Below are 18,570 nucleotides of genomic sequence, written 5' to 3' on the forward strand. Positions count from 1 at the left end.
TCATTGAAGTAGCTTGATGAGAGGGATGATTCCGGCAACGGACTCGTCCCTTTTTCATGCCCGAATTTCCTGCCGACGCGGGGCTGGCGGAGCTGGCGCGTTTCCTGCAAGTCCCCCTCAAATCGCCATAAAACGAGCGCTCGCGGTCATTCACCTGCGCCCGGACTGGCAAGGTTCAGCCGCAAAGGCCTGCAACAGCGAGGCCGAGCCCTGTGACGTAGAAGAGGGGAGACGATGAAGGCAGTTATTTTGGCGGGTGGCCTCGGCACGCGCATCAGTGAAGAGTCGCACCTCAAGCCCAAGCCGATGATCGAGATCGGCGGCAAGCCAATTCTCTGGCACATCATGAAGCAGTATTCCGCCCACGGAATCCACGACTTCGTGATCTGCCTTGGCTACAAGGGCTACGCGATCAAGGACTTCTTCGCCAACTACTTCCTGCACACCTCCGACGTCACGTTCGACATGCGCAACAACCGCATGGACGTGCACCAGAACTACAGCGAGCCGTGGAGCGTCACCCTGATCGACACCGGCGAGGAAACCATGACCGGTGGCCGTCTGCTGCGTGCCGGCCGTTACCTCAAGGATGAAGAGGCGTTCTGCTTCACCTACGGCGACGGCGTTTCCGACATCAACATTGCTCAGCTGGTCGACTATCACAAGAACCACGGCCGTCTGGCGACCGTCACCGCCGTGCAGCCGCCGGGCCGCTACGGCGCCCTTGAGCGGCATGGTGATCAGGTGCTCGGTTTCACCGAAAAACCGCGCGGCGACGGTGGCTGGATCAATGGCGGCTTCTTCGTGCTGTCGCCAAAAGTGCTGTCTTATATCGCCGGCGACGAAACCACCTGGGAAGCCGAGCCGCTGGCTCAGTTGGCCCAGGACGAACAACTCAAAGCCTTCGAACACGAAGGCTTCTGGCATCCGATGGATACCCTGCGCGACAAGAACCATCTCGAAGCACTGTGGCAGAGCGGGGAGGCCCCATGGAAGCAATGGGCCTGAGTCCTGAGTTCTGGCGCGGCAAGCGGGTTCTGATTACCGGTCACACCGGTTTCAAGGGCAGCTGGCTGACCCTGTGGCTGCAAAGCCTCGGCGCGCAAGTCAGCGGTTTTTCCCTCGATCCCTCGACCGAGCCGAGCCTGTTCGAACTGGCGCGCGTGCACGAAGGCATCAACGATCAGCGCGGCGATCTGCGTGATCTTGGCGCCTTGCTCGAAATCATCGCCGACACCGAGCCCGAGATCGTCCTGCACCTGGCAGCCCAGCCGCTGGTGCGCGAAGGCTATCGCGATCCGCTCGGCACCTATTCCAGCAACGTCATGGGCACCCTCAACCTGCTCGAAGCGATTCGTCAGGTCGGTTGCGTGCGGGCCTGCGTGCTGGTGACCACCGACAAGGTCTACGCCAACAAGGAATGGCTGTGGCCATACCGCGAGGACGAAGCCCTCGGTGGCCACGATCCTTACAGCAGCAGCAAAGCGTGCTGCGAGTTGCTGGCGCAGTCTTACGCGGCGTCGTTCTTCCCGGCCGACAAGTACGCCGAGCACGGTCTGGCCCTGGCCACTGCGCGCGCTGGCAACGTGTTGGGCGGTGGTGATTTCGCCCCAGAACGGCTGATTCCCGACGTGCTCAAGGCATGGACGGCCGACGAGCCGGTGACCCTGCGTTACCCGCAAGCCGTGCGCCCGTGGCAGCACGCGCTGGAGCCTCTGGCCGGCTACCTGCAACTGGCCGCCGGGCTCTATGAGGATGGCCCGGAATACGCCGGCGCGTGGAACTTCGGCCCGGGTGAAGCGGACATGTGCAGCGTCGGTGAAGTGGTCGAACTGCTCTCCAATCGCTGGCCTCAGGCCCGTGGCCTGCGCCTCGAAAAGAGTGACTTGCACGAAGCCGGCCTGCTGCGCCTCGATAGCAGCCGTGCCCGCCAAGTGTTGGGCTGGCAACCGCGCTGGTCGTTGCAGCAATGCCTGACCCAGACCCTCGACTGGCACTTGGCGTGGCAGAACGGCGATGACATGCGCACCGTGACCCTCGGCCAGCTGAACCTGTACCGGGGCGCGCTGTGAGCGAGTTTTCCTTGAAACCGTTGCCGCTGGCCGGGTTGTTCAGCGTTCAGCACAAACGCTTCGAAGATCAGCGCGGGCACTTCGCCCGGCTGTTCTGTGAAGGCAGCCTGAAGGCGTTCGGCAGTGAATTTCACATCCGCCAGATCAATCATTCCTGCACCCGTGAAAAGGGCAGCGTGCGCGGTCTGCATTATCAGAACGCCAACGCGCCGGAAGCCAAGTTGATCACCTGCCTGCGCGGTGAAGTGTGGGACGTGGCGGTGGACCTGCGCCCGGACTCGCAAACCTTCCTGCACTGGCATGCCGAGCACCTGAAGGCCGGCGACGGTCGCAGCCTGCTGATTCCGGCCGGCTTCGCCCACGGTTTCCAGACCCTCACCGAAGACGCCGAACTGCTTTACCTGCACAGCGCCGATTACGCGCCGGAGCACGAGGGCGGTCTGTCGGTGAACGATCCACGGCTGGCGATTGCCTGGCCGTTGCCTGTCAATAATTTGTCAGCGCGTGATTCCAGCCATCCCGCGCTCGATCAACACTTTGCTGGAGTGCGTCTATGAACTGCCGTGGGTGCGCCGCACCGCTGAGCCTGCCGCTGATCGACCTCGGCACCTCGCCACCGTCCAACGCCTACGTGCACGCCGATCGGCTGGAGCAGGCCGAACAATGGGTGCCGCTGAAGGTCGCCGTGTGCCAGCAGTGCTGGCTGGTCCAGACCGAGGATTACACCAGCGCCGACAGCCTGTTCGACGCCGAGTACGCCTATTTCAGCTCGTTCTCCAGCACCTGGCTGGCCCACGCCGAGCGCTATGTGGCGGAGATGGTCGAGCGCTTCGGCCTGACCGCCGACAGCCGCGTGGTGGAAGTCGCGGCCAACGACGGCTACCTGCTGCAATACGTGGCCGGTCGCGGCATCCCGTGCCTGGGCGTCGAGCCGACCCGTAGCACCGCGCAGGCAGCACGGGAAAAAGGCCTGGAAATCCGTGAACTGTTCTTCGGTCGCGACACCGCCGCGCAGCTGAAAAGCGAAGGCTGGGCCGCCGACCTGATGGCCGCCAACAACGTGCTCGCTCATGTGCCGGACATCAATGACTTCCTCGGCGGTTTCGCCGCGCTGCTCAAACCGACCGGCGTCGCCACCTTCGAATTCCCGCAACTGCTGACGCTGATGGCCGGCGCGCAGTTCGACACGCTGTATCACGAACACTATTCCTACCTGTCGTTGACCGCCGTACAAACGCTGTGCGAACGCAACGGCCTGGAAGTGTTCGATGTCAGCCAGCTGACCACCCATGGCGGATCGCTGCGGGTGTTTGTGCAACGCAAGGACGGCGAACGCCGCGCCGTGCAGCCAGCGGTGCAACAGCAGTTGCAGGCCGAACTCGACGCCGGGGTGAAAACCCCCGAGTACTACGCCACGCTGGCGCCAGTCGCCGAACGCATCAAGCATGACCTGCTGCGCTTCCTGTTGCAGGCCAAGGCCGACGGCAAACGTGTGGTGGGTTATGGCGCTGCTGCCAAAGGCAATACCTTGCTCAACTACGCCGGGGTCAAACCGGATTTGCTGGCCTGGGTCGCCGATGCCAACCCGCACAAGCAGGGCAAGTATTTGCCGGGCAGCCGCATCCCGATCGTCGCGCCGGCGCAGATCGACATCGAGAAGCCGGATTACGTGCTGGTGCTGCCGTGGAACCTGCTGCATGAAGTCAGTCAGCAACTGGCTCAGGTGCGTCAATGGGACGGTCGCTTCGTGATTGCCGTGCCTGAGTTGAGCGTGCTGTGAAGGTGCTGGTCACCGGGGCCACGGGCTTCGTCGGTCGGCATCTGGTCGCAGCGTTGCTGGCCCGTGGCTGCACGGTGCGGGCGGTCGCACGCGACGCGCAGAAAGCCGCAGACATGCCGTGGATCAATGACGTCGAGTTCGTGAGCGCGGATATTCACGCGGCGGATCTGAACGTCGCGGCGCTGACCGAGGGCGTCGATGCACTCGCGCACCTGGCCTGGCCGGGGTTGCCGAACTATCGGGCGCTGTTTCATTTCGAGCACAACCTGATGGCCGACTACCGCTTCATCAAAGGCGCGGTAGAGGCGGGTGTGAAGCAGGTGCTGGTGACCGGCACCTGTTTCGAGTACGGCATGCAGAGCGGCCCGTTGAGCGAGCAGAACGACGCTCAGCCGGCCAATCCCTACGGTCTGGCCAAGCACACTCTGCACCTGTTTCTGCAAAATCTGCAGCAGGAGCATTCGTTCACCCTGCAATGGGCACGGCTGTTCTATCTGCACGGTGAAGGGCAGAACCCCAACAGTCTGTTGGCGGCGCTGGACCGGGCCATCGATGCCGGCGATGCGACGTTCAACATGTCTGCGGGTGAGCAGCTACGCGATTTTCTGCCGATTGAAGCTGCCGCCGCTCATCTCGCCGCGATCCTGCACAAACGCGATTTCGACGGCACGATCAACTGCGCCAGCGGCCAGCCGGTTTCGGTGCGGGCGCTGGTCGAACAGCGCGTGCGTGAGCGCGGCGCGACCATCGGCCTGAACCTCGGCCATTACCCGTATCCGACCCACGAACCGCTGGCGTTCTGGGCGGTGACCGAGCGCTTGCAACAGTTATTGGGAGAGCCGCAATGAGGCACGAGTTGTATCGGGTCACCGACCTGCCGGTGCTGCAGAACCGCACCTTTGCCGATTCCGAATCGGCGAAGGCGTCGGCCAGCGCCGACATGTTGCTGGTGCAGGATGAGCGCAGCGGGCTGATCTTCAATGCGGCGTTCGATGCCGACAAGCTCAGCTACGACGCCGACTACCAGAACGAACAGGCGCATTCCGGCCAGTTCCAGAAGCACCTGAGCGATGTCGAAGGCATCATTGCCCGGCACTTCAAGGGTCAGGAACTGATCGAAGTCGGCTGCGGCAAAGGCTATTTCCTGGAGCTGGTCAAAGGTCTGGGCTACCGCATCACCGGCATCGACCCGGCCTACGAAGGCGAGAACGCCGACGTGATCAAGGCCCCGTTCACCCGAGGTCTGGGCCTTGAGGCGGACGCCATCGTGCTGCGTCATGTGCTGGAACACATTCAGGATCCGCTGAGCTTTCTGGCGGTGATCGCCGAAGCCAATCAGGGCGGCGGGCAGATCTACATCGAAGTGCCGTGCTTCGACTGGATCCTCGAACACCGCGCCTGGTTCGACCTGTTCTACGAGCACGTCAATTATTTCCGCCTCGATGACCTGCGCCGGATGTTCGGCACCGTGCACGAGGCCGGTCACCTGTTCGGTGGCCAGTACCTGTACATCGTCGCTGACCTCGCCACGTTGCGCCTGACGCCGGAGCAACCGGTGCCACGCCTGGCCTTGCCGGACGATTTCACCGCCAGCCTCGAGCGCGCGGTGCAGATCATCCAGGGCGCACCCGAGCAGGGTTCGGCGATCTGGGGCGCCTCGTCCAAAGGCGTGATCTATTCGCTGTTCCTGCAACGCGCCGGTGTGGCGGTGGATCGCGTGGTCGATATCAACCCGGCCAAACAGGGGCGTTACCTGCCCCTGAGCGGCGCCCGGGTGTCCTCGCCGCAAGAGGCGATGGACGCCTTGCCCGAGGGCGCCAACCTGTTTGTGATGAATTCCAATTACCTCGAAGAGATCAAGCGGATGACCGGTGGACGTTACGTCTATCACGCCGTCGACAGCGCTTCGTTCCAGTGACCCTTGAGATTTTGAAAATGACCGATAACAGCATCAACAAAGCTTTTGAAGCCGAATGCCGCGAGCAGATCGCCCAGCAGGGTGACGACCAGAAACTGACGGGCCTGGCCCGCGATTTCTTCAACGAATCGGCCAAACACAAATACAGCTACCACTTCTCGTGGATGGGCCGTCCGATCATCCAGCTGCCGCAAGACATGATGGCCATGCAGGAAATCATCTGGCAGGTGAAGCCGGATCTGGTCATCGAGTGCGGCATCGCCCACGGCGGTTCGATCATCTACTACGCCTCCCTGCTGGAACTGCAAGGTCACGGCGAAGTGCTGGGTATCGACCTCGACATTCGCCCACACAACCGTGAAGCCATCGAAAGTCACCCGATGAGCAAGCGCATCAAGATGATCGAAGGTTCTAGCATCGACCCGGCCATCGCGGCCCAGGTGCGCGCGGCTGCCGAAGGCAAGAAAGTCATTCTGGTGCTCGACTCCAACCACACTCACGACCACGTGCTCGAAGAGCTGCGCCTCTATGCGCCACTGGTTTCGGTCGACAGCTACTGCGTGGTGATGGACACCGTGGTTGAAGACATGCCGGCCGATTTCTTCCCGGATCGTCCATGGGGCCCGGGCGACAACCCGAAGACCGCCGTGTGGAAATACCTGGAAGAGAACAAGGATTTCGAGATCGATGTTCAGTTGCAGAACAAGCTGCTGATCACCGTGGCGCCGGACGGCTATCTGCGTCGCGTTCGTTAATTCGCAACATCACCAAAGCGTTATCTCGGCGAGTCGCCGGTTGTGGAGAGAAGTTATGCAAGGCAAGTACAGTTCTGAATTGACGCTACCGCTCAACGAGCTGTTGACCGTGGTGCTGATTACGCACAATCGTCCGGCGTTCCTGCGTCGGGCGGTGAAGTATTACAGCAGCTTGCCCTGCAAAATCATGGTGCTGGACTCCACGGTCGAGCGGCCCGAGGGGGATTTTTCCGCCGTTGATTATCACCACGTGCCGCAGTTTGCCTACTGGGGCATGCAGGCCAAGCTGGCTTATGGTGTCGAGCGACTGACAACGCCGTACATGGTGCTGGCAGCCGATGACGACTTCATCCTGCACGATTCGCTGGCCGAGTCCGTGAGCTTCCTGCACGCGAACCAGGACTATGGCATGTGCCACGGCTATTGCCTGATGTACCTGACGCTGACCAACGGCGTGAACTACTACCGTCGGGACAAGAAGGTCCAGGAAGACTACGCGTCGGAGCGGGCTCAGGATCGGGTTATCGATTACATGAGTCAGTACATCCCGCCGTTCTATGCGGTGACGCGTACCGACCTGATGAAAACCTGGCACTCGGCATTGCCGGCCGGCACCAATTTTCAATGGCAGGAAATCGGCCACGTGTATTTCCTGCTGGCCAGTGCCAAGGCACGGATTCTACCGATTCCCTACGTGGTCCGCGAAATCAACTACGGCGTCTCCGAGCACAATACCGATGTGTTTCATTCGTTGACCTACGTCGATACCAAATCGGTTGCCGAGCGAGAGGCCTTTGCCGAGTTCCTCACCTCGTTGCCTTGTGCTATCGAAGGGCTCGACGCCGCACAGGCCAAAGCGTTTGCCCTGAAAAGTTTCGATGCGATGGCCGAGAGCCTGCGCAGCGGTCGTGCACTGACCGCGGAACTGATTTTCGAATCGGTCTGGAGTCAGGAAAAGAAGGTGCCGGATCGTCGTTTCGGGCCGCTGCAGTACGTCGAAATGCCGTTCTACAACCAGGCGTTCTTCGACCGTCTGGAACAGTTCGAATTCATGCTCCACGCCATGCCGGCCGGTCGCATCCAGCTGGAAGGGCTGGAGGGCGTATGGACGCGTCAGGCGCACTTGCTGCAGGCGCGCAATAACGATACGGCAGAAAGCGTGACTGACCGGTTGTGGCAGGCGCACGACCTCAGTGCGTTCAACCAGACGGTCGTCAAACGCCTGTCGAAGCAATTGCAGGCGTCGGATGAGGACGAAGCGGCGCATGCCTTGAACGACTGGATCGCTCGCCTCGAGGCGTTTGCGGACGATGACCAGCAGGCCATGTTCGACAAAACGAAGTCCGGTCGCCTGCTCAAGTGGCTGGCTGCCCGCGAGCCCTCCGCCGACCAATTGCAGGCGATTGCCCGTCATCTGGCGGTCAACGGCGGTGGCCCGCAGTTCGGTATTTTCCTGCTGGACCTGGATAACGACATCGACAAGTTGCAGGTCTCGCTCGACAGCCTGCTTGAGGGCCACTGCAAAGCGTTCCGGATTGTGGTGCTCACCACCGGTGAAGCACCGAGCGCTACCACCGCGCAGAACACCCTGCACTTTGTCCGCGTGACCCAGAGCAACTTTGTCGACAAGCTCAATCAGAGTGCCCAGCAGTCGCCTTGCGACTGGCTGCTGCTGGCACAGGCCGGCGATCAGTTCACCGCCAGTGGCTTGTTGCGCGCCAGCCTGGAACTGATGGACGCGGGCCAGATTCGTGCAGTCGCCACTGACGAGATCCAGCGCCAGGAGAGCGGCGCGCTGGTTGACGTGTTCCGCCCTGGTATCAATCTTGATCTGCTGCAAAGCGTGCCGTCGCTGATGGCGCGTCACTGGCTGGTCCGTCGCGACGTCCTGCTGGATGCGGGTGGCTATCAGGCCGACTTCAACAAGGCGCTGGAACTGGACTTGCTGCTGCGCATCATCGAGCAGGGTGGTCTGGACGGTCTGGCACACCTTGACGAACCCCTGCTGATCACTCAGGCAGTGGCACCGGAAGAGAATGCCCACGAGCGTCAGGCCCTGCTGCGCCATCTGGGTAATCGTGGCTACAAGGCCAAGGTCAACTCGACCCTGCCGGGTACCTGGCAGATTGATTATCGTCATGCCGAGCAGCCGCTGGTGTCGATCATTGTGCCGGTCATCGATGATGTACGTGCGTTGCAGCGCTGCCTGGAAAGCGTGGTGCTCAAGACCCGCTACAGCCGCTTTGAGGTACTGGTGGCGGCCAATCCAAATACGTCGGCCGAGGTCAACGATTGGCTGGGTTCCCTGCAGCACGCCAAGGTGCGTGTGCTGCGTGCCGATCAGCCGTTGTGTGACGCGGCGCTGTGCAACGCGGCCAGCGAGCAGGCGCAAGGTGACTATCTGGTGCTGTTGGCGGCGGACAGTGAGGTGGTCAATCCGAACTGGATCGACTTGCTGCTCAACCACGCCCTGCGGCCGGAAGTGGGCATCGTCGGTGGCAAACTGGTAAGCCGCGACGGCAAGGTTTCTCAGGCCGGCTTGATCCTCGGCCTCAACGATGGCGTCGGTTCGCCCTTCATTGGCGAGAAGCACAGCGCCGGGGGCTACATGCAGCGCCTGGCTGTCGAGCAGAATTACTCGGCCGTGTCCAAGGTCTGCCTGATGATCGGCAAGGAGTTGTTCAATGCGCTGGGCGGTCTCGATGAAGTGACGTTCGCCGACGGCTTCAGCGATATCGACCTGTGCCTTAAGGCGGGTCAGGCCGGCTATCTCAATGTGTGGACGCCTCTGGTGCAGGTGCTGCATACCGGCGAGTTGCCGCAGGCACCGCAAGCCTTGGCGGCATTGCGCGAAAAATGGAGCACGGCTTTCGCGCAGGATCCGGCCTACAACGCCAATCTGGCGTTGACCGGCAAAGGTTTCACGCTGGGCGAAAATACTTCGATCAACTGGGCACAGTTGCTCGCTTGAGCCTGCCGGGCAGGGAACAGGAATCAGAACATGTTCAACGGTAAATCGATTTTCATCTCCGGTGGCACTGGCTCGTTCGGGCGCAAGTTCATCGCGCGCCTGCTCGAGCAATACCAGCCCAAGCGCGTGGTGGTGTTCTCCCGGGATGAGCTCAAGCAATACGAAATGCAGCAGACGTTCAATGCGCCGTGCATGCGTTACTTCCTCGGTGACGTGCGCGACGCCGATCGTCTGCGCCAGGCCATGCGCGGTATCGATTACGTGGTGCATGCCGCGGCGTTGAAGCAGGTGCCGGCGGCGGAATACAACCCGACCGAATGCATCCGCACCAACGTCAACGGCGCGGAGAACATCATCGCCGCCGCCATCGACAACGGCGTGAAGAAAGTCGTCGCGCTGTCCACCGACAAGGCCGCGAGCCCGATCAACCTGTATGGCGCCACCAAGTTGCTGTCGGACAAGTTGTTCGTTGCGGCCAACAACATCGCCGGCGAACAGCAGACGCGTTTCGCCGTGGTGCGCTACGGCAACGTCGCCGGTTCGCGCGGCTCGGTGGTGCCCTTTTTCAGCAAGCTGATCGCCGATGGCGCGACAGAACTGCCGATTACCGACGAGCGCATGACCCGCTTCTGGATCACCCTCGATCACGGCGTGCAATTTGTGCTCGACAGTTTTGCGCGGATGCACGGCGGCGAAGTGTTCGTGCCGAAGATTCCGTCGATCCGCGTGGTGGATCTGGCGCGCGGCATGGCCGAGCACCTGCCGCACAAGAACGTCGGCATCCGTCCGGGCGAGAAACTGCACGAGCTGATGGTGCCGCTGGACGATGCGCGGATGACCCTGGAGTTCGCCGATCACTACACCATCCAGCCGTCGATTCGTTTCACCAGCGTCGACGTGGATTTTGCCGAGGACAAACTCGGTGAGCGTGGCGTGCCGGTCAGCGAAGATTTCGAATACCGCTCCGACACCAACCCGCATTTCCTTTCGGTGGGGCAGATCGCCGATCTGCACGCGAAGCTGTCGGTATGATTCCCTACGGTCGGCAAAGCCTCGACCAGGCGGACATCGACGCGGTCGTCGAGGTGTTGCAGTCCGACTGGTTGACTCAGGGCCCGACCATCGAACGCTTCGAGCAGGCGATGGCCGAGCGTTGTCAGGCCGACTTCGCCGTGGCGGTGTGCAACGCCACGGCGGCGCTGCACATTGCCTGTCTGGCGGCGGGGCTGGGAGCCGGCGACCGCTTGTGGACCACGCCGAACACCTTTCTCGCGTCGGCCAACTGCGGCCGTTATTGCGGTGCCGACGTTGATTTCGTCGACATCGATCCGCTGACCTGGAACCTCGATGCCGAGGTTCTGGCGAGCAAACTTGATGCTGCCGAACGCGACGGCACGCTGCCCAAAGTGCTGGTGGCGGTGGCGTTCTCCGGGCAAAGCTGCGACATGCGGCGAATTGCCGAACTGGCCGCGCGCTACAACTTCACGGTGATCGAAGACGCTTCCCACGCGGTCGGCGCAAGCTATGCCGGGCGTCCGGTGGGCTGCGGTGAATTTGCCGCGATGACCGTGTTCAGCTTCCACCCGGTCAAGATCATCACCAGCGGCGAAGGCGGCATGGTGCTGACCAATCGCCCGGAACTGGCCGAGCGTCTGCAACGCCTGCGCAGCCACGGCATGACCCGCGATCCGCAGCAGATGACCGAACCCAGCCACGGCCCGTGGTACTACCAGCAGGTCGAGCTGGGGTTCAATTACCGGATCACCGATCTGCAAGCTGCGCTGGGTCTGTCGCAACTGAGCAAACTGGACGAGTTCATCGCCCGTCGTCGGGAGCTGGCTGCGCGTTACGACCGCTTGCTGGCGTACTTGCCGGTGACTGTGCCGAGCCTCCAGCCGGACGCCGAATCGGCCTGGCATCTTTACGTGGTGCGTTTGCAGACGGATCGCATCCGCCTCAGCCATCGTCAGGTGTTCGAAGGCTTGCGTGCCGCCGGCATCGGCGTGAACCTGCACTACATTCCAGTGCATTTGCAGCCGTACTATCGTGACCTGGGTTTCGCCGAGGGTGACTTCCCCGAAGCCGAGCGTTATTACGCCGAAGCGATCAGCCTGCCGCTGTTCCCGTTGCTGAGCGATCAGCAGCAGGACTACGTGGTCGAGCAATTGCGTCGGTTGACTGAATGAGTGCCGCTGCGGCGGTGGATGGAAACGGTAATGCGTGATCTGAGCGAGCAGGAACAATTCTGGCAGGGCGAATTCGGCAACCAGTACGTTGACCGCAACGTCGGCCAGCCACTGGTGGCGGCCAATCTGGCATTGTTCGCCAAGGCGCTGACCCGGGCCGGGCGAATCGACAGCCTGCTGGAGCTGGGCACCAACGCCGGCAACAACTTGCAGGCGCTGCGTCAGCTGCTGCCGCGCTGCGAGCTGTTCGGGGTCGAAATCAATGCCAGTGCCTGCGCCCAGGCGCGTGCGCTGGAGATTGCGAACATCTGGCACGGTTCGCTGTTCGACTTTCCCCGTGAGCGCCAATACGACCTGACCCTGAGCAAAGGCGTGCTGATCCATCTGGCGCCGGAGCTGTTGGCGACGGCGTATGCGCAGTTGTATGAGTTGAGCTCGCGCTACATCCTGATCGCCGAGTACTACAATCCCTCGCCGGTGGAAGTGTCCTATCGCGGCAACAGCGGCAAGCTGTTCAAGCGCGATTTCGCCGGGGAAATGCTCGATCGCTATCCTGATCTGCAACTGCTGGACTACGGCTTCGGTTATCACCGCGATCCGCAATTTCCGGTGGACGACATCACCTGGTTCCTGCTGGAAAAACGTCCTTGAACAACGTCGCAATCATCCCGGCCCGCGGGGGCAGCAAACGCATCCCGCGCAAGAACCTCAAGCCGTTCGACGGCGTGCCGATGATTGTCCGTTCGATTCGCACGGCCCTCGATTCGGGGTTGTTCGAGCAAGTGGTGGTCAGCACCGACGACGAAGAGATCGCGGACGTGGCGCGGGCCAGCGGTGCTCACGTGCCTTTCATGCGTCCGGCGGAACTGGCCGATGATTTCACCGGTACTGCGGCGGTGATCGTGCATGCCTTGGAGCAACTGCCGGCCTTCGACTACGCCTGCTGTGTGTACGCCACGGCGCCGTTGTTGCAGGCGCGGTTTCTGCGACAGGGCCTGGAGTTGCTGGCGCAGCATCCGGACAAATCGTTTGCTTTTTCAGTGACCGATTTCGGCTTTCCGGTGCAGCGCGCCTTGACCCTGGACGGGCAGGGCGCGCTGACGGCGTTGTACCCCGAATTTCGCGATACCCGATCCCAGGATCTGCCGGTCGCCTTTCAGGATGCCGGGCAGTTTTACTGGGGGCGCAGCGAGGCCTGGTTGCGTGGCGAGATTCTGTATTCGCCGACCAGTCTGCCGGTGATCCTGCCCCGGCATCTGGTGCAAGACATCGATACCGTCGAAGACTGGAAGCGCGCCGAATACCTTTACGCCGCCCTCAAGGCTGGTGGAGAGCTGCAATGAGAGTGCTGATCCGCGCCGACGCCTCGCCGACCATCGGCAGCGGCCATATCGCCCGTTGCCTGACACTGGCGCGGGTGCTGCGCACGCAGGGCAGTCATGTCGCGTTTGCCTGTCGCCGTTTGCCGGGGCATCGGCTCGATGCGTTGCAGAGCGAAGGCTTCGAGACCTTCGCGTTGCCGGATCGCTATGCCGGTGAAGACCCGGAGCAGGCTATTGAATCGATGCTGCCGTGGCACGCGGATATCGAGGCACTGGCGGCGCAATTGGAAGGGCAGCCTGAGTTTGACTGGGTCATCGTCGACCATTACGGCCTCGACCATCACTGGCAGACCGCTGCCCGTCGCTTCGCACCACGGATTGCCGCCGTCGACGATCTGGCGACCCGGCGCTACAGCGTGGATCTGCTGCTCAATCAGAATCTGTCGGGCCTCAGCGAAAACTATCAGCCGCTGCTGCCGGCCGGTTGCCGAACGCTGCTCGGTCCGCGCTTCGCCATGTTGCGCGAAGAGTTCAGTGGCCCGGCCATCGAGATCAAACCGGTGGCGCGCCGGGTGCTGGTGAATTTCGGCGGCTTCGATGCGGCGCGCCAGACCCATCACGCGATGCTGGCGCTGGCGGATTTTTCCGGGCTTGAAGTGGATTTTGTCGCCGGTGCCGACAACCCGGCCTGGGCAGAGATGCAGGCGCTGGCCGAAACGCGGCCGCACTGGCGGCTGCACAGTTTTGTCAGCGATTTTCATCGGCGCATGACCGAGGCCGACCTGTTTATCGGTGCCGGCGGCGGCACCAGTTGGGAACGCGCGGCGCTGGGCCTGCCGACGATCTGCATCGCGGTGTCGAACAACCAGCAGGCCAACGGCGAAGTGATGGCGGCGGCCGGCGCGCATGTGTTCATGGGTGCGCGGGAGCAGATCAGCGTCGAACAACTGCGCGATGCCGTCGGCTTTGTCGTGGGCAACTTTTATCTGCGCCATAGCCTGGCCGAGCGTTCGCGGCAACTGGTCGACGGGCGCGGTGCGCTGCGGGTAGCGGCGGCACTGGCCGGTGCGGTGCTCAAGTTGCGTCTGGCGACGCCGGATGACGCACAGTTGCTGTTCGATGGACGCAATGCCGAGGCTGTGCGCCGCTGGTCGCTGGACAGCGGGGCGATCGATTGGACGCAGCACGTGAACTGGCTGGACGCGAGCCTGCGCAATCCTCAGCGATTGCTGCTGGTAGCCGAGGCGGATGACGGCCCGGTCGGTGTCCTGCGCTACGATCTGCGCGGCTTTGAGGCAGAGGTTTCGCTGTATCTGCTCGAGGGGCGTTTCGGTCTGGGTTGGGGCAGGGCGCTGCTGGCGCAGGGTGAGGCTTTTGTATCCGCGCACTGGCCGCAGATGACCGCCATCACCGCCCAGGTGTTGCCGGCCAATCGGCCCTCGATGAATGTTTTTTGTGACGCCGGGTTCACCCAGAGTGCCTGCGCGTTCAGCAAGGTTTTGAAGGAATCCCGTCTATGAGCAGTTTCAAGATCGGCAACCGCCAGATCGGTGCCGATGCGCCGCCGTTCATCATCGCTGAAATGAGCGGCAACCATAACCAGTCGCTGGACGTCGCCTTGCAGATTGTCGAAGCGGCGGCAAAGGCCGGGGCGCACGCCTTGAAGCTGCAAACCTACACCGCCGAAACCATGACCCTGGATCTGGCTGAAGGCGAATTCTTCATCAAGGATCCGAACAGTCTGTGGGCGGGCACCTCGCTCTACGACCTGTATGAAAAGGCCCATACGCCTTGGGAATGGCATGCGCCGATCTTCGCCCGTGCCAAGGAACTGGGCATGCTCGCGTTTTCGACGCCGTTCGACGACAGCGCCGTGGACTTCCTTGAAAGCCTCGACGTGCCGGCGTACAAGATCGCCAGTTTCGAGAACACCGATCTGCCGCTGATTCGCCGCGTGGCCGCGACCGGCAAGCCGCTGATCATTTCCACCGGCATGGCCAGCATCGCCGAACTCGACGAAACCGTGCGCGCTGCCCGCGAGGCCGGGTGCAAGGATCTGGTGCTGCTCAAATGCACCAGCACCTACCCGGCGACCCCGATCAATAGCAACGTGCGCACGATCCCGCATCTGCGTGAGCTGTTTGGCTGTGAGGTTGGTCTGTCCGATCATTCGATGGGCGTTGGCGTATCGGTGGCGGCGGTGGCGTTGGGCGCGACCGTGGTGGAAAAACACTTCACCCTCGACCGCTCAGCGGGTGGGGTGGATGCCAGTTTCTCGCTGGAACCGGCGGAACTGGCCAGTCTGGTGGTGGAGACCGAACGCGCCTGGCAGGCAATGGGCCAAGTGCATTACGGCGTGACCGAGGCTGAGAAAAAGTCGCTGGTCTACCGTCGGTCGCTGTACGTCACGGCCGATATGGCGGCCGGTGAACCCTTCACGGCGGCCAACCTGCGCGCCATTCGTCCCGGTCTCGGTCTGCCGCCCAAGCACACCGATGCCGTCCTCGGGCGCCGCGCGCGCCAGCCAATCAAACGCGGTACACCGCTGGACTGGTCTTTGGTCGAATGACCCGATCTGTTACCGATTCGGCAAAATAGCGTGACCTGCGAGTCATAACGCGCATCTTCACTGTATTGTAATGACCGGGGAGATGGCGCCTGGCCCGTTTTCGGTTCCAGTGATAGCCCTTTGCGCTCCCCGTGGCTGCCCGTTGTGGCGGCCGTTTTCTGTTTGTCGGCGCCCCTCGAATCCTTGCGAGCGGTGGTATTGGGCTGTTTATTATTGGGAAGCCGTAATGATTGGCATAAAAAGCATTGCGAGCTACGTTCCTGTAGCCGGCGTGGACAATTACGCACAAGGTGCAAAATTCGAGAAGGATGAAGAATTCATCCTCGGCAAGATCGGTTCGGCCTTCCTGCCACGTAAAGATGCAGAACAGGAAACTTCCGATCTGTGCGTTGAAGCGGCCAATGCGCTGTTTGCCAGTAACCCGGAACTGAAGCGTGAATCCATCGATGCGCTGATCGTCGTCACCCAGAACGGTGACGAAGAAGGCCTGCCGCATACCGCTGCAATCGTGCAGGACAAACTGGGTCTGCCGACCAATGTTGCGGCGTTCGACATTTCCCTGGGCTGCTCCGGCTACGTCTACGGCATCTACGCGATCAAGGGCTTCATGGAAGCCGCCGGCCTGAAAAACGGTCTGCTGATCACCGCTGACCCGTATTCGAAGATCGTCGATCCGGAAGATCGCAACACCACCATGCTGTTCGGCGACGCCGCCACCGCGACCTGGATGGGCGAAGACCCGGTCTGGGCGTTGGGCAAGGCCAAGTTCGGCACTGACGGTTCCGGCGCACCGCACCTGAAAGTCACCGATGGCGTGTTCTTCATGAACGGCCGTCAGGTGTTCAACTTTGCGCTGCTCAAAGTGCCGGCGCACTTGCACGAACTGCTCGACGATTCCGGCCTGAAGGCCGATGACATCGATGCTTTCTGCATTCACCAGGGCAGTGCGGCGATTGTCGATGCCGTGGCGCGGCGCTTCGAAGGCGAGCCGGAGAAGTTCATCAAGGACATGGTCGAGACCGGTAACACCGTGTCGTCCAGTGTGCCGCTGCTGCTGGAAAAGCACGTGATGGATTCTGACTGGAATCGCATTGCGATCAGTGGTTTCGGTGTCGGTCTGTCGTGGGGTTCGGCGATTATTTATCGTCCTTGAATCCGCAAAGAGCGACGGATACAAAAATAGCGTTCAAGGGTTAACCTTGAACGCTATTTTTTTGCCTGAAGGGAGCGCGAGGCACCATGAACGAGTTTTTCCAGGCCAATGCTGAAGTCATCGAACGACGCTGGCCGACGCTGTTCGCACGATTGCTGACCGAAGACAGTTCGGCAATCGAGGCCGAGCTGACGCAAGGGCTGGGCTCGACGCTGAGCATTGGCGGCATTCAGCTCACCAGCCGGCATGACCGTGTCCGCGAGGCGCAGATTCAGGCCGCCAACCTGCCGGCGGACAAGCCGCAGCTGCATGTCTACGGCACCGGCCTCGGGGATTTGCCCACGGTGTTGCTGGAGCGCGCCGGGCTTGAGCGCTTGTATGTGCACATCCTCAACGGCGCGCTGTTCGCTCTGGTGCTGCAATTGCTCGATCAGCGGGAGTGGCTGCAGGATCCGCGGGTTGAATTGCTCTACGCCGGCGACCTGCCCGACATCTGTACGCCATTCTTCGCATTGCCTGCCGAGATGCTGTTGGCCGATGACTTCAACGCAAAGATCCGTGATCGGCTGGTCAGCGAGGTGCACCTGAGCTTCAACAACCGTGAGTTCGATCCGCAGTCACCGTTCATTCAGCAGCGTCTGCAGGATTGCTTGCCGGTATTGCTCGCCGACGACGATGTGGCGACGCTGTTCGGAACCTGTGCCGGTCGGGAGATTTATGTGATCGGTACCGGGCCGACACTCGAGCAGCATTTCGAGCGACTGGCCGCCATTCGCGAGCAAGACGAGCGCCCGCTGTTCATTTGCGTCGATACCGCTTACCGGCCGCTGCGCGAGCACGGGATCGTGCCCGACTATGTGGTGAGCATCGATCAGCGCATCAGCTTTCGGCATTTGCCATTCGAGGAGTCCGACGGCATCCCGCTGGTGTATCTGCCCATGAGTGATCCCGAGGTGCTGAGGGCCTGGAAGGGCAAACGTTATGGCGGTTACTCGGCCAGTCCGGTCTATGCGGCATTGCGTGAGCAGCACCCGAGGGCGCTGCTGCATGTGGGCGGTAGTGTGATTCACCCGGCCGTGGATCTGGCGGTGAAAATGGGCGCTGCACGCATCACGCTGTTCGGCGCCGATTTTGCCTTCCCGATGAACAAGACCCATGCCGGCTGGAACGACGGGGACCTTGGGCCGTCGGTGAATCAGGCTCGGCACTGGGTGCGTGACGGGTATGGCCAGCGCGTCAGTACCCAGCTCAATTTTCGCGGTTATCTGTGCGTGCTGGAGCGATACATCGCCGGTCAGCCGCAGGTGGCGTTTTTCAACAGCAGCCGCGCGGGCGCGCAGATTGCCGGTACCGCGTTCAATCAGGAGTTTGTGCAATGACTGCGCTGCAAAGTTGGGTCGACGAATGCCACCAGTGCGCCGGATTGTTCCGCCTGGGGCGTGATGTCGAGGCCGCGTTGACCATGGTCGATGTGTTCGAGGGTGCACAGCAGTCTTTGCTGTCGGCCGGCGCACAGACACAGCAGGCCTGGGCGCAGTTGCTCACGCAAATGCTCGAATGTCAGGAGCGTCAGGACTGGTTGGGACTTGCCGATTTCATGGAGTACGAGTTGATTCAATTGCTGGAAGAGTCGTCCGCCTGAAGACGGTCGAAGGCGCTGGCCCGCAGGTTTGCGCCACGGACGGTTTTATGACGTCATTTTTTCGAAGGTAAAGTGCTGCTAAGTCTTTGTTTTCTAGGGGGTGGCAGGTTGATGGCAAATTTTTTCAAAAAAGCCCTCAAGCAACCTCCAAACCCGACGATAACTATTACGAAGGTTCTCTAGGCCATACCCGGCGGTTGCC

At 61.6% G+C, this 18,570-nt stretch carries 17 protein-coding genes; all 17 read left to right on the plus strand.

Annotated elements, in window-relative coordinates; all coding sequences use genetic code 11:
- Positions 1–234 precede the first annotated feature (234 nt).
- The 17 genes from rfbF to N8H71_RS11535 all read left to right on the plus strand — a co-directional run bounded on the left by rfbF (position 235) and on the right by N8H71_RS11535 (position 18,368).
- A complete protein-coding gene (gene rfbF, locus N8H71_RS11455) occupies positions 235–1,008 on the plus strand; it encodes a glucose-1-phosphate cytidylyltransferase (RefSeq protein ID WP_262194071.1) in 774 nt (257 codons plus the stop codon).
- Positions 990–2,072 (plus strand): CDP-glucose 4,6-dehydratase, encoded by a 1,083-nt coding sequence (gene rfbG, locus N8H71_RS11460; protein WP_262194072.1) that lies wholly within the window; start codon positions 990–992, stop codon positions 2,070–2,072. The genes rfbF and rfbG overlap by 19 nt, the downstream gene beginning before the upstream one ends.
- Complete coding sequence (gene rfbC, locus N8H71_RS11465; protein ID WP_262194073.1) at positions 2,069–2,629, plus strand: dTDP-4-dehydrorhamnose 3,5-epimerase; 561 nt, start codon at positions 2,069–2,071, stop codon at positions 2,627–2,629. The genes rfbG and rfbC overlap by 4 nt, the downstream gene beginning before the upstream one ends.
- Positions 2,626–3,852: a class I SAM-dependent methyltransferase gene (locus N8H71_RS11470; RefSeq protein ID WP_262194074.1), complete on the plus strand. Its 1,227-nt coding sequence runs from the start codon at positions 2,626–2,628 to the stop codon at positions 3,850–3,852. The genes rfbC and N8H71_RS11470 overlap by 4 nt, the downstream gene beginning before the upstream one ends.
- Positions 3,849–4,700: an NAD-dependent epimerase/dehydratase family protein gene (locus N8H71_RS11475; protein ID WP_262194075.1), complete on the plus strand. Its 852-nt coding sequence runs from the start codon at positions 3,849–3,851 to the stop codon at positions 4,698–4,700. Before N8H71_RS11470 ends, N8H71_RS11475 begins: the two co-directional genes overlap by 4 nt.
- Positions 4,697–5,770: a class I SAM-dependent methyltransferase gene (locus N8H71_RS11480; RefSeq protein ID WP_262194076.1), complete on the plus strand. Its 1,074-nt coding sequence runs from the start codon at positions 4,697–4,699 to the stop codon at positions 5,768–5,770. Before N8H71_RS11475 ends, N8H71_RS11480 begins: the two co-directional genes overlap by 4 nt.
- Before the next feature lie 17 nt (positions 5,771–5,787).
- The gene (locus tag N8H71_RS11485; RefSeq protein ID WP_007958324.1) at positions 5,788–6,525 is read left to right on the plus strand and encodes a cephalosporin hydroxylase family protein; all 738 of its coding nucleotides are present in this window, start codon (positions 5,788–5,790) and stop codon (positions 6,523–6,525) included.
- Between the two features lie 55 nt (positions 6,526–6,580).
- Complete coding sequence (locus N8H71_RS11490) at positions 6,581–9,496, plus strand: glycosyltransferase family 2 protein (RefSeq protein WP_262194077.1); 2,916 nt, start codon at positions 6,581–6,583, stop codon at positions 9,494–9,496.
- Between the two features lie 30 nt (positions 9,497–9,526).
- The gene (gene pseB / locus N8H71_RS11495) at positions 9,527–10,528 is read left to right on the plus strand and encodes a UDP-N-acetylglucosamine 4,6-dehydratase (inverting) (protein ID WP_262194078.1); all 1,002 of its coding nucleotides are present in this window, start codon (positions 9,527–9,529) and stop codon (positions 10,526–10,528) included.
- Positions 10,525–11,682 carry a UDP-4-amino-4,6-dideoxy-N-acetyl-beta-L-altrosamine transaminase gene (gene pseC / locus N8H71_RS11500; RefSeq protein WP_262194080.1) on the plus strand — a complete coding sequence of 386 codons (1,158 nt, stop codon included), beginning with the start codon at positions 10,525–10,527 and terminating at the stop codon, positions 11,680–11,682. Before pseB ends, pseC begins: the two co-directional genes overlap by 4 nt.
- 30 nt (positions 11,683–11,712) lie before the next feature.
- On the plus strand, positions 11,713–12,333 hold the full coding sequence (locus N8H71_RS11505; protein WP_085699487.1) for a pseudaminic acid biosynthesis-associated methylase: 621 nt from the start codon (positions 11,713–11,715) through the stop codon (positions 12,331–12,333).
- A complete protein-coding gene (gene pseF / locus N8H71_RS11510; protein WP_262194081.1) occupies positions 12,330–13,025 on the plus strand; it encodes a pseudaminic acid cytidylyltransferase in 696 nt (231 codons plus the stop codon). The genes N8H71_RS11505 and pseF overlap by 4 nt, the downstream gene beginning before the upstream one ends.
- Positions 13,022–14,524 (plus strand): UDP-2,4-diacetamido-2,4,6-trideoxy-beta-L-altropyranose hydrolase, encoded by a 1,503-nt coding sequence (gene pseG, locus N8H71_RS11515; protein WP_262194082.1) that lies wholly within the window; start codon positions 13,022–13,024, stop codon positions 14,522–14,524. Before pseF ends, pseG begins: the two co-directional genes overlap by 4 nt.
- Positions 14,521–15,573, plus strand: coding sequence for a pseudaminic acid synthase (gene pseI, locus N8H71_RS11520; RefSeq protein WP_262194083.1), 1,053 nt, complete (start codon positions 14,521–14,523; stop codon positions 15,571–15,573). The genes pseG and pseI overlap by 4 nt, the downstream gene beginning before the upstream one ends.
- A gap of 226 nt (positions 15,574–15,799) precedes the next feature.
- A complete protein-coding gene (locus N8H71_RS11525; protein WP_262194084.1) occupies positions 15,800–16,726 on the plus strand; it encodes a ketoacyl-ACP synthase III in 927 nt (308 codons plus the stop codon).
- 86 nt (positions 16,727–16,812) lie between these two features.
- Entirely contained in the window at positions 16,813–18,105 is a 1,293-nt protein-coding gene (locus N8H71_RS11530; protein WP_262194085.1) for a motility associated factor glycosyltransferase family protein, read from the plus strand.
- Positions 18,102–18,368, plus strand: a complete 267-nt coding sequence (locus tag N8H71_RS11535) for a hypothetical protein (RefSeq protein ID WP_262194086.1) — start codon at positions 18,102–18,104, stop codon at positions 18,366–18,368. Before N8H71_RS11530 ends, N8H71_RS11535 begins: the two co-directional genes overlap by 4 nt.
- Positions 18,369–18,570: the final 202 nt, after the last annotated feature.

The sequence above is a fragment of the Pseudomonas koreensis genome, from assembly GCF_025447595.1.
Lineage (GTDB): Bacteria > Pseudomonadota > Gammaproteobacteria > Pseudomonadales > Pseudomonadaceae > Aquipseudomonas > Aquipseudomonas koreensis_H.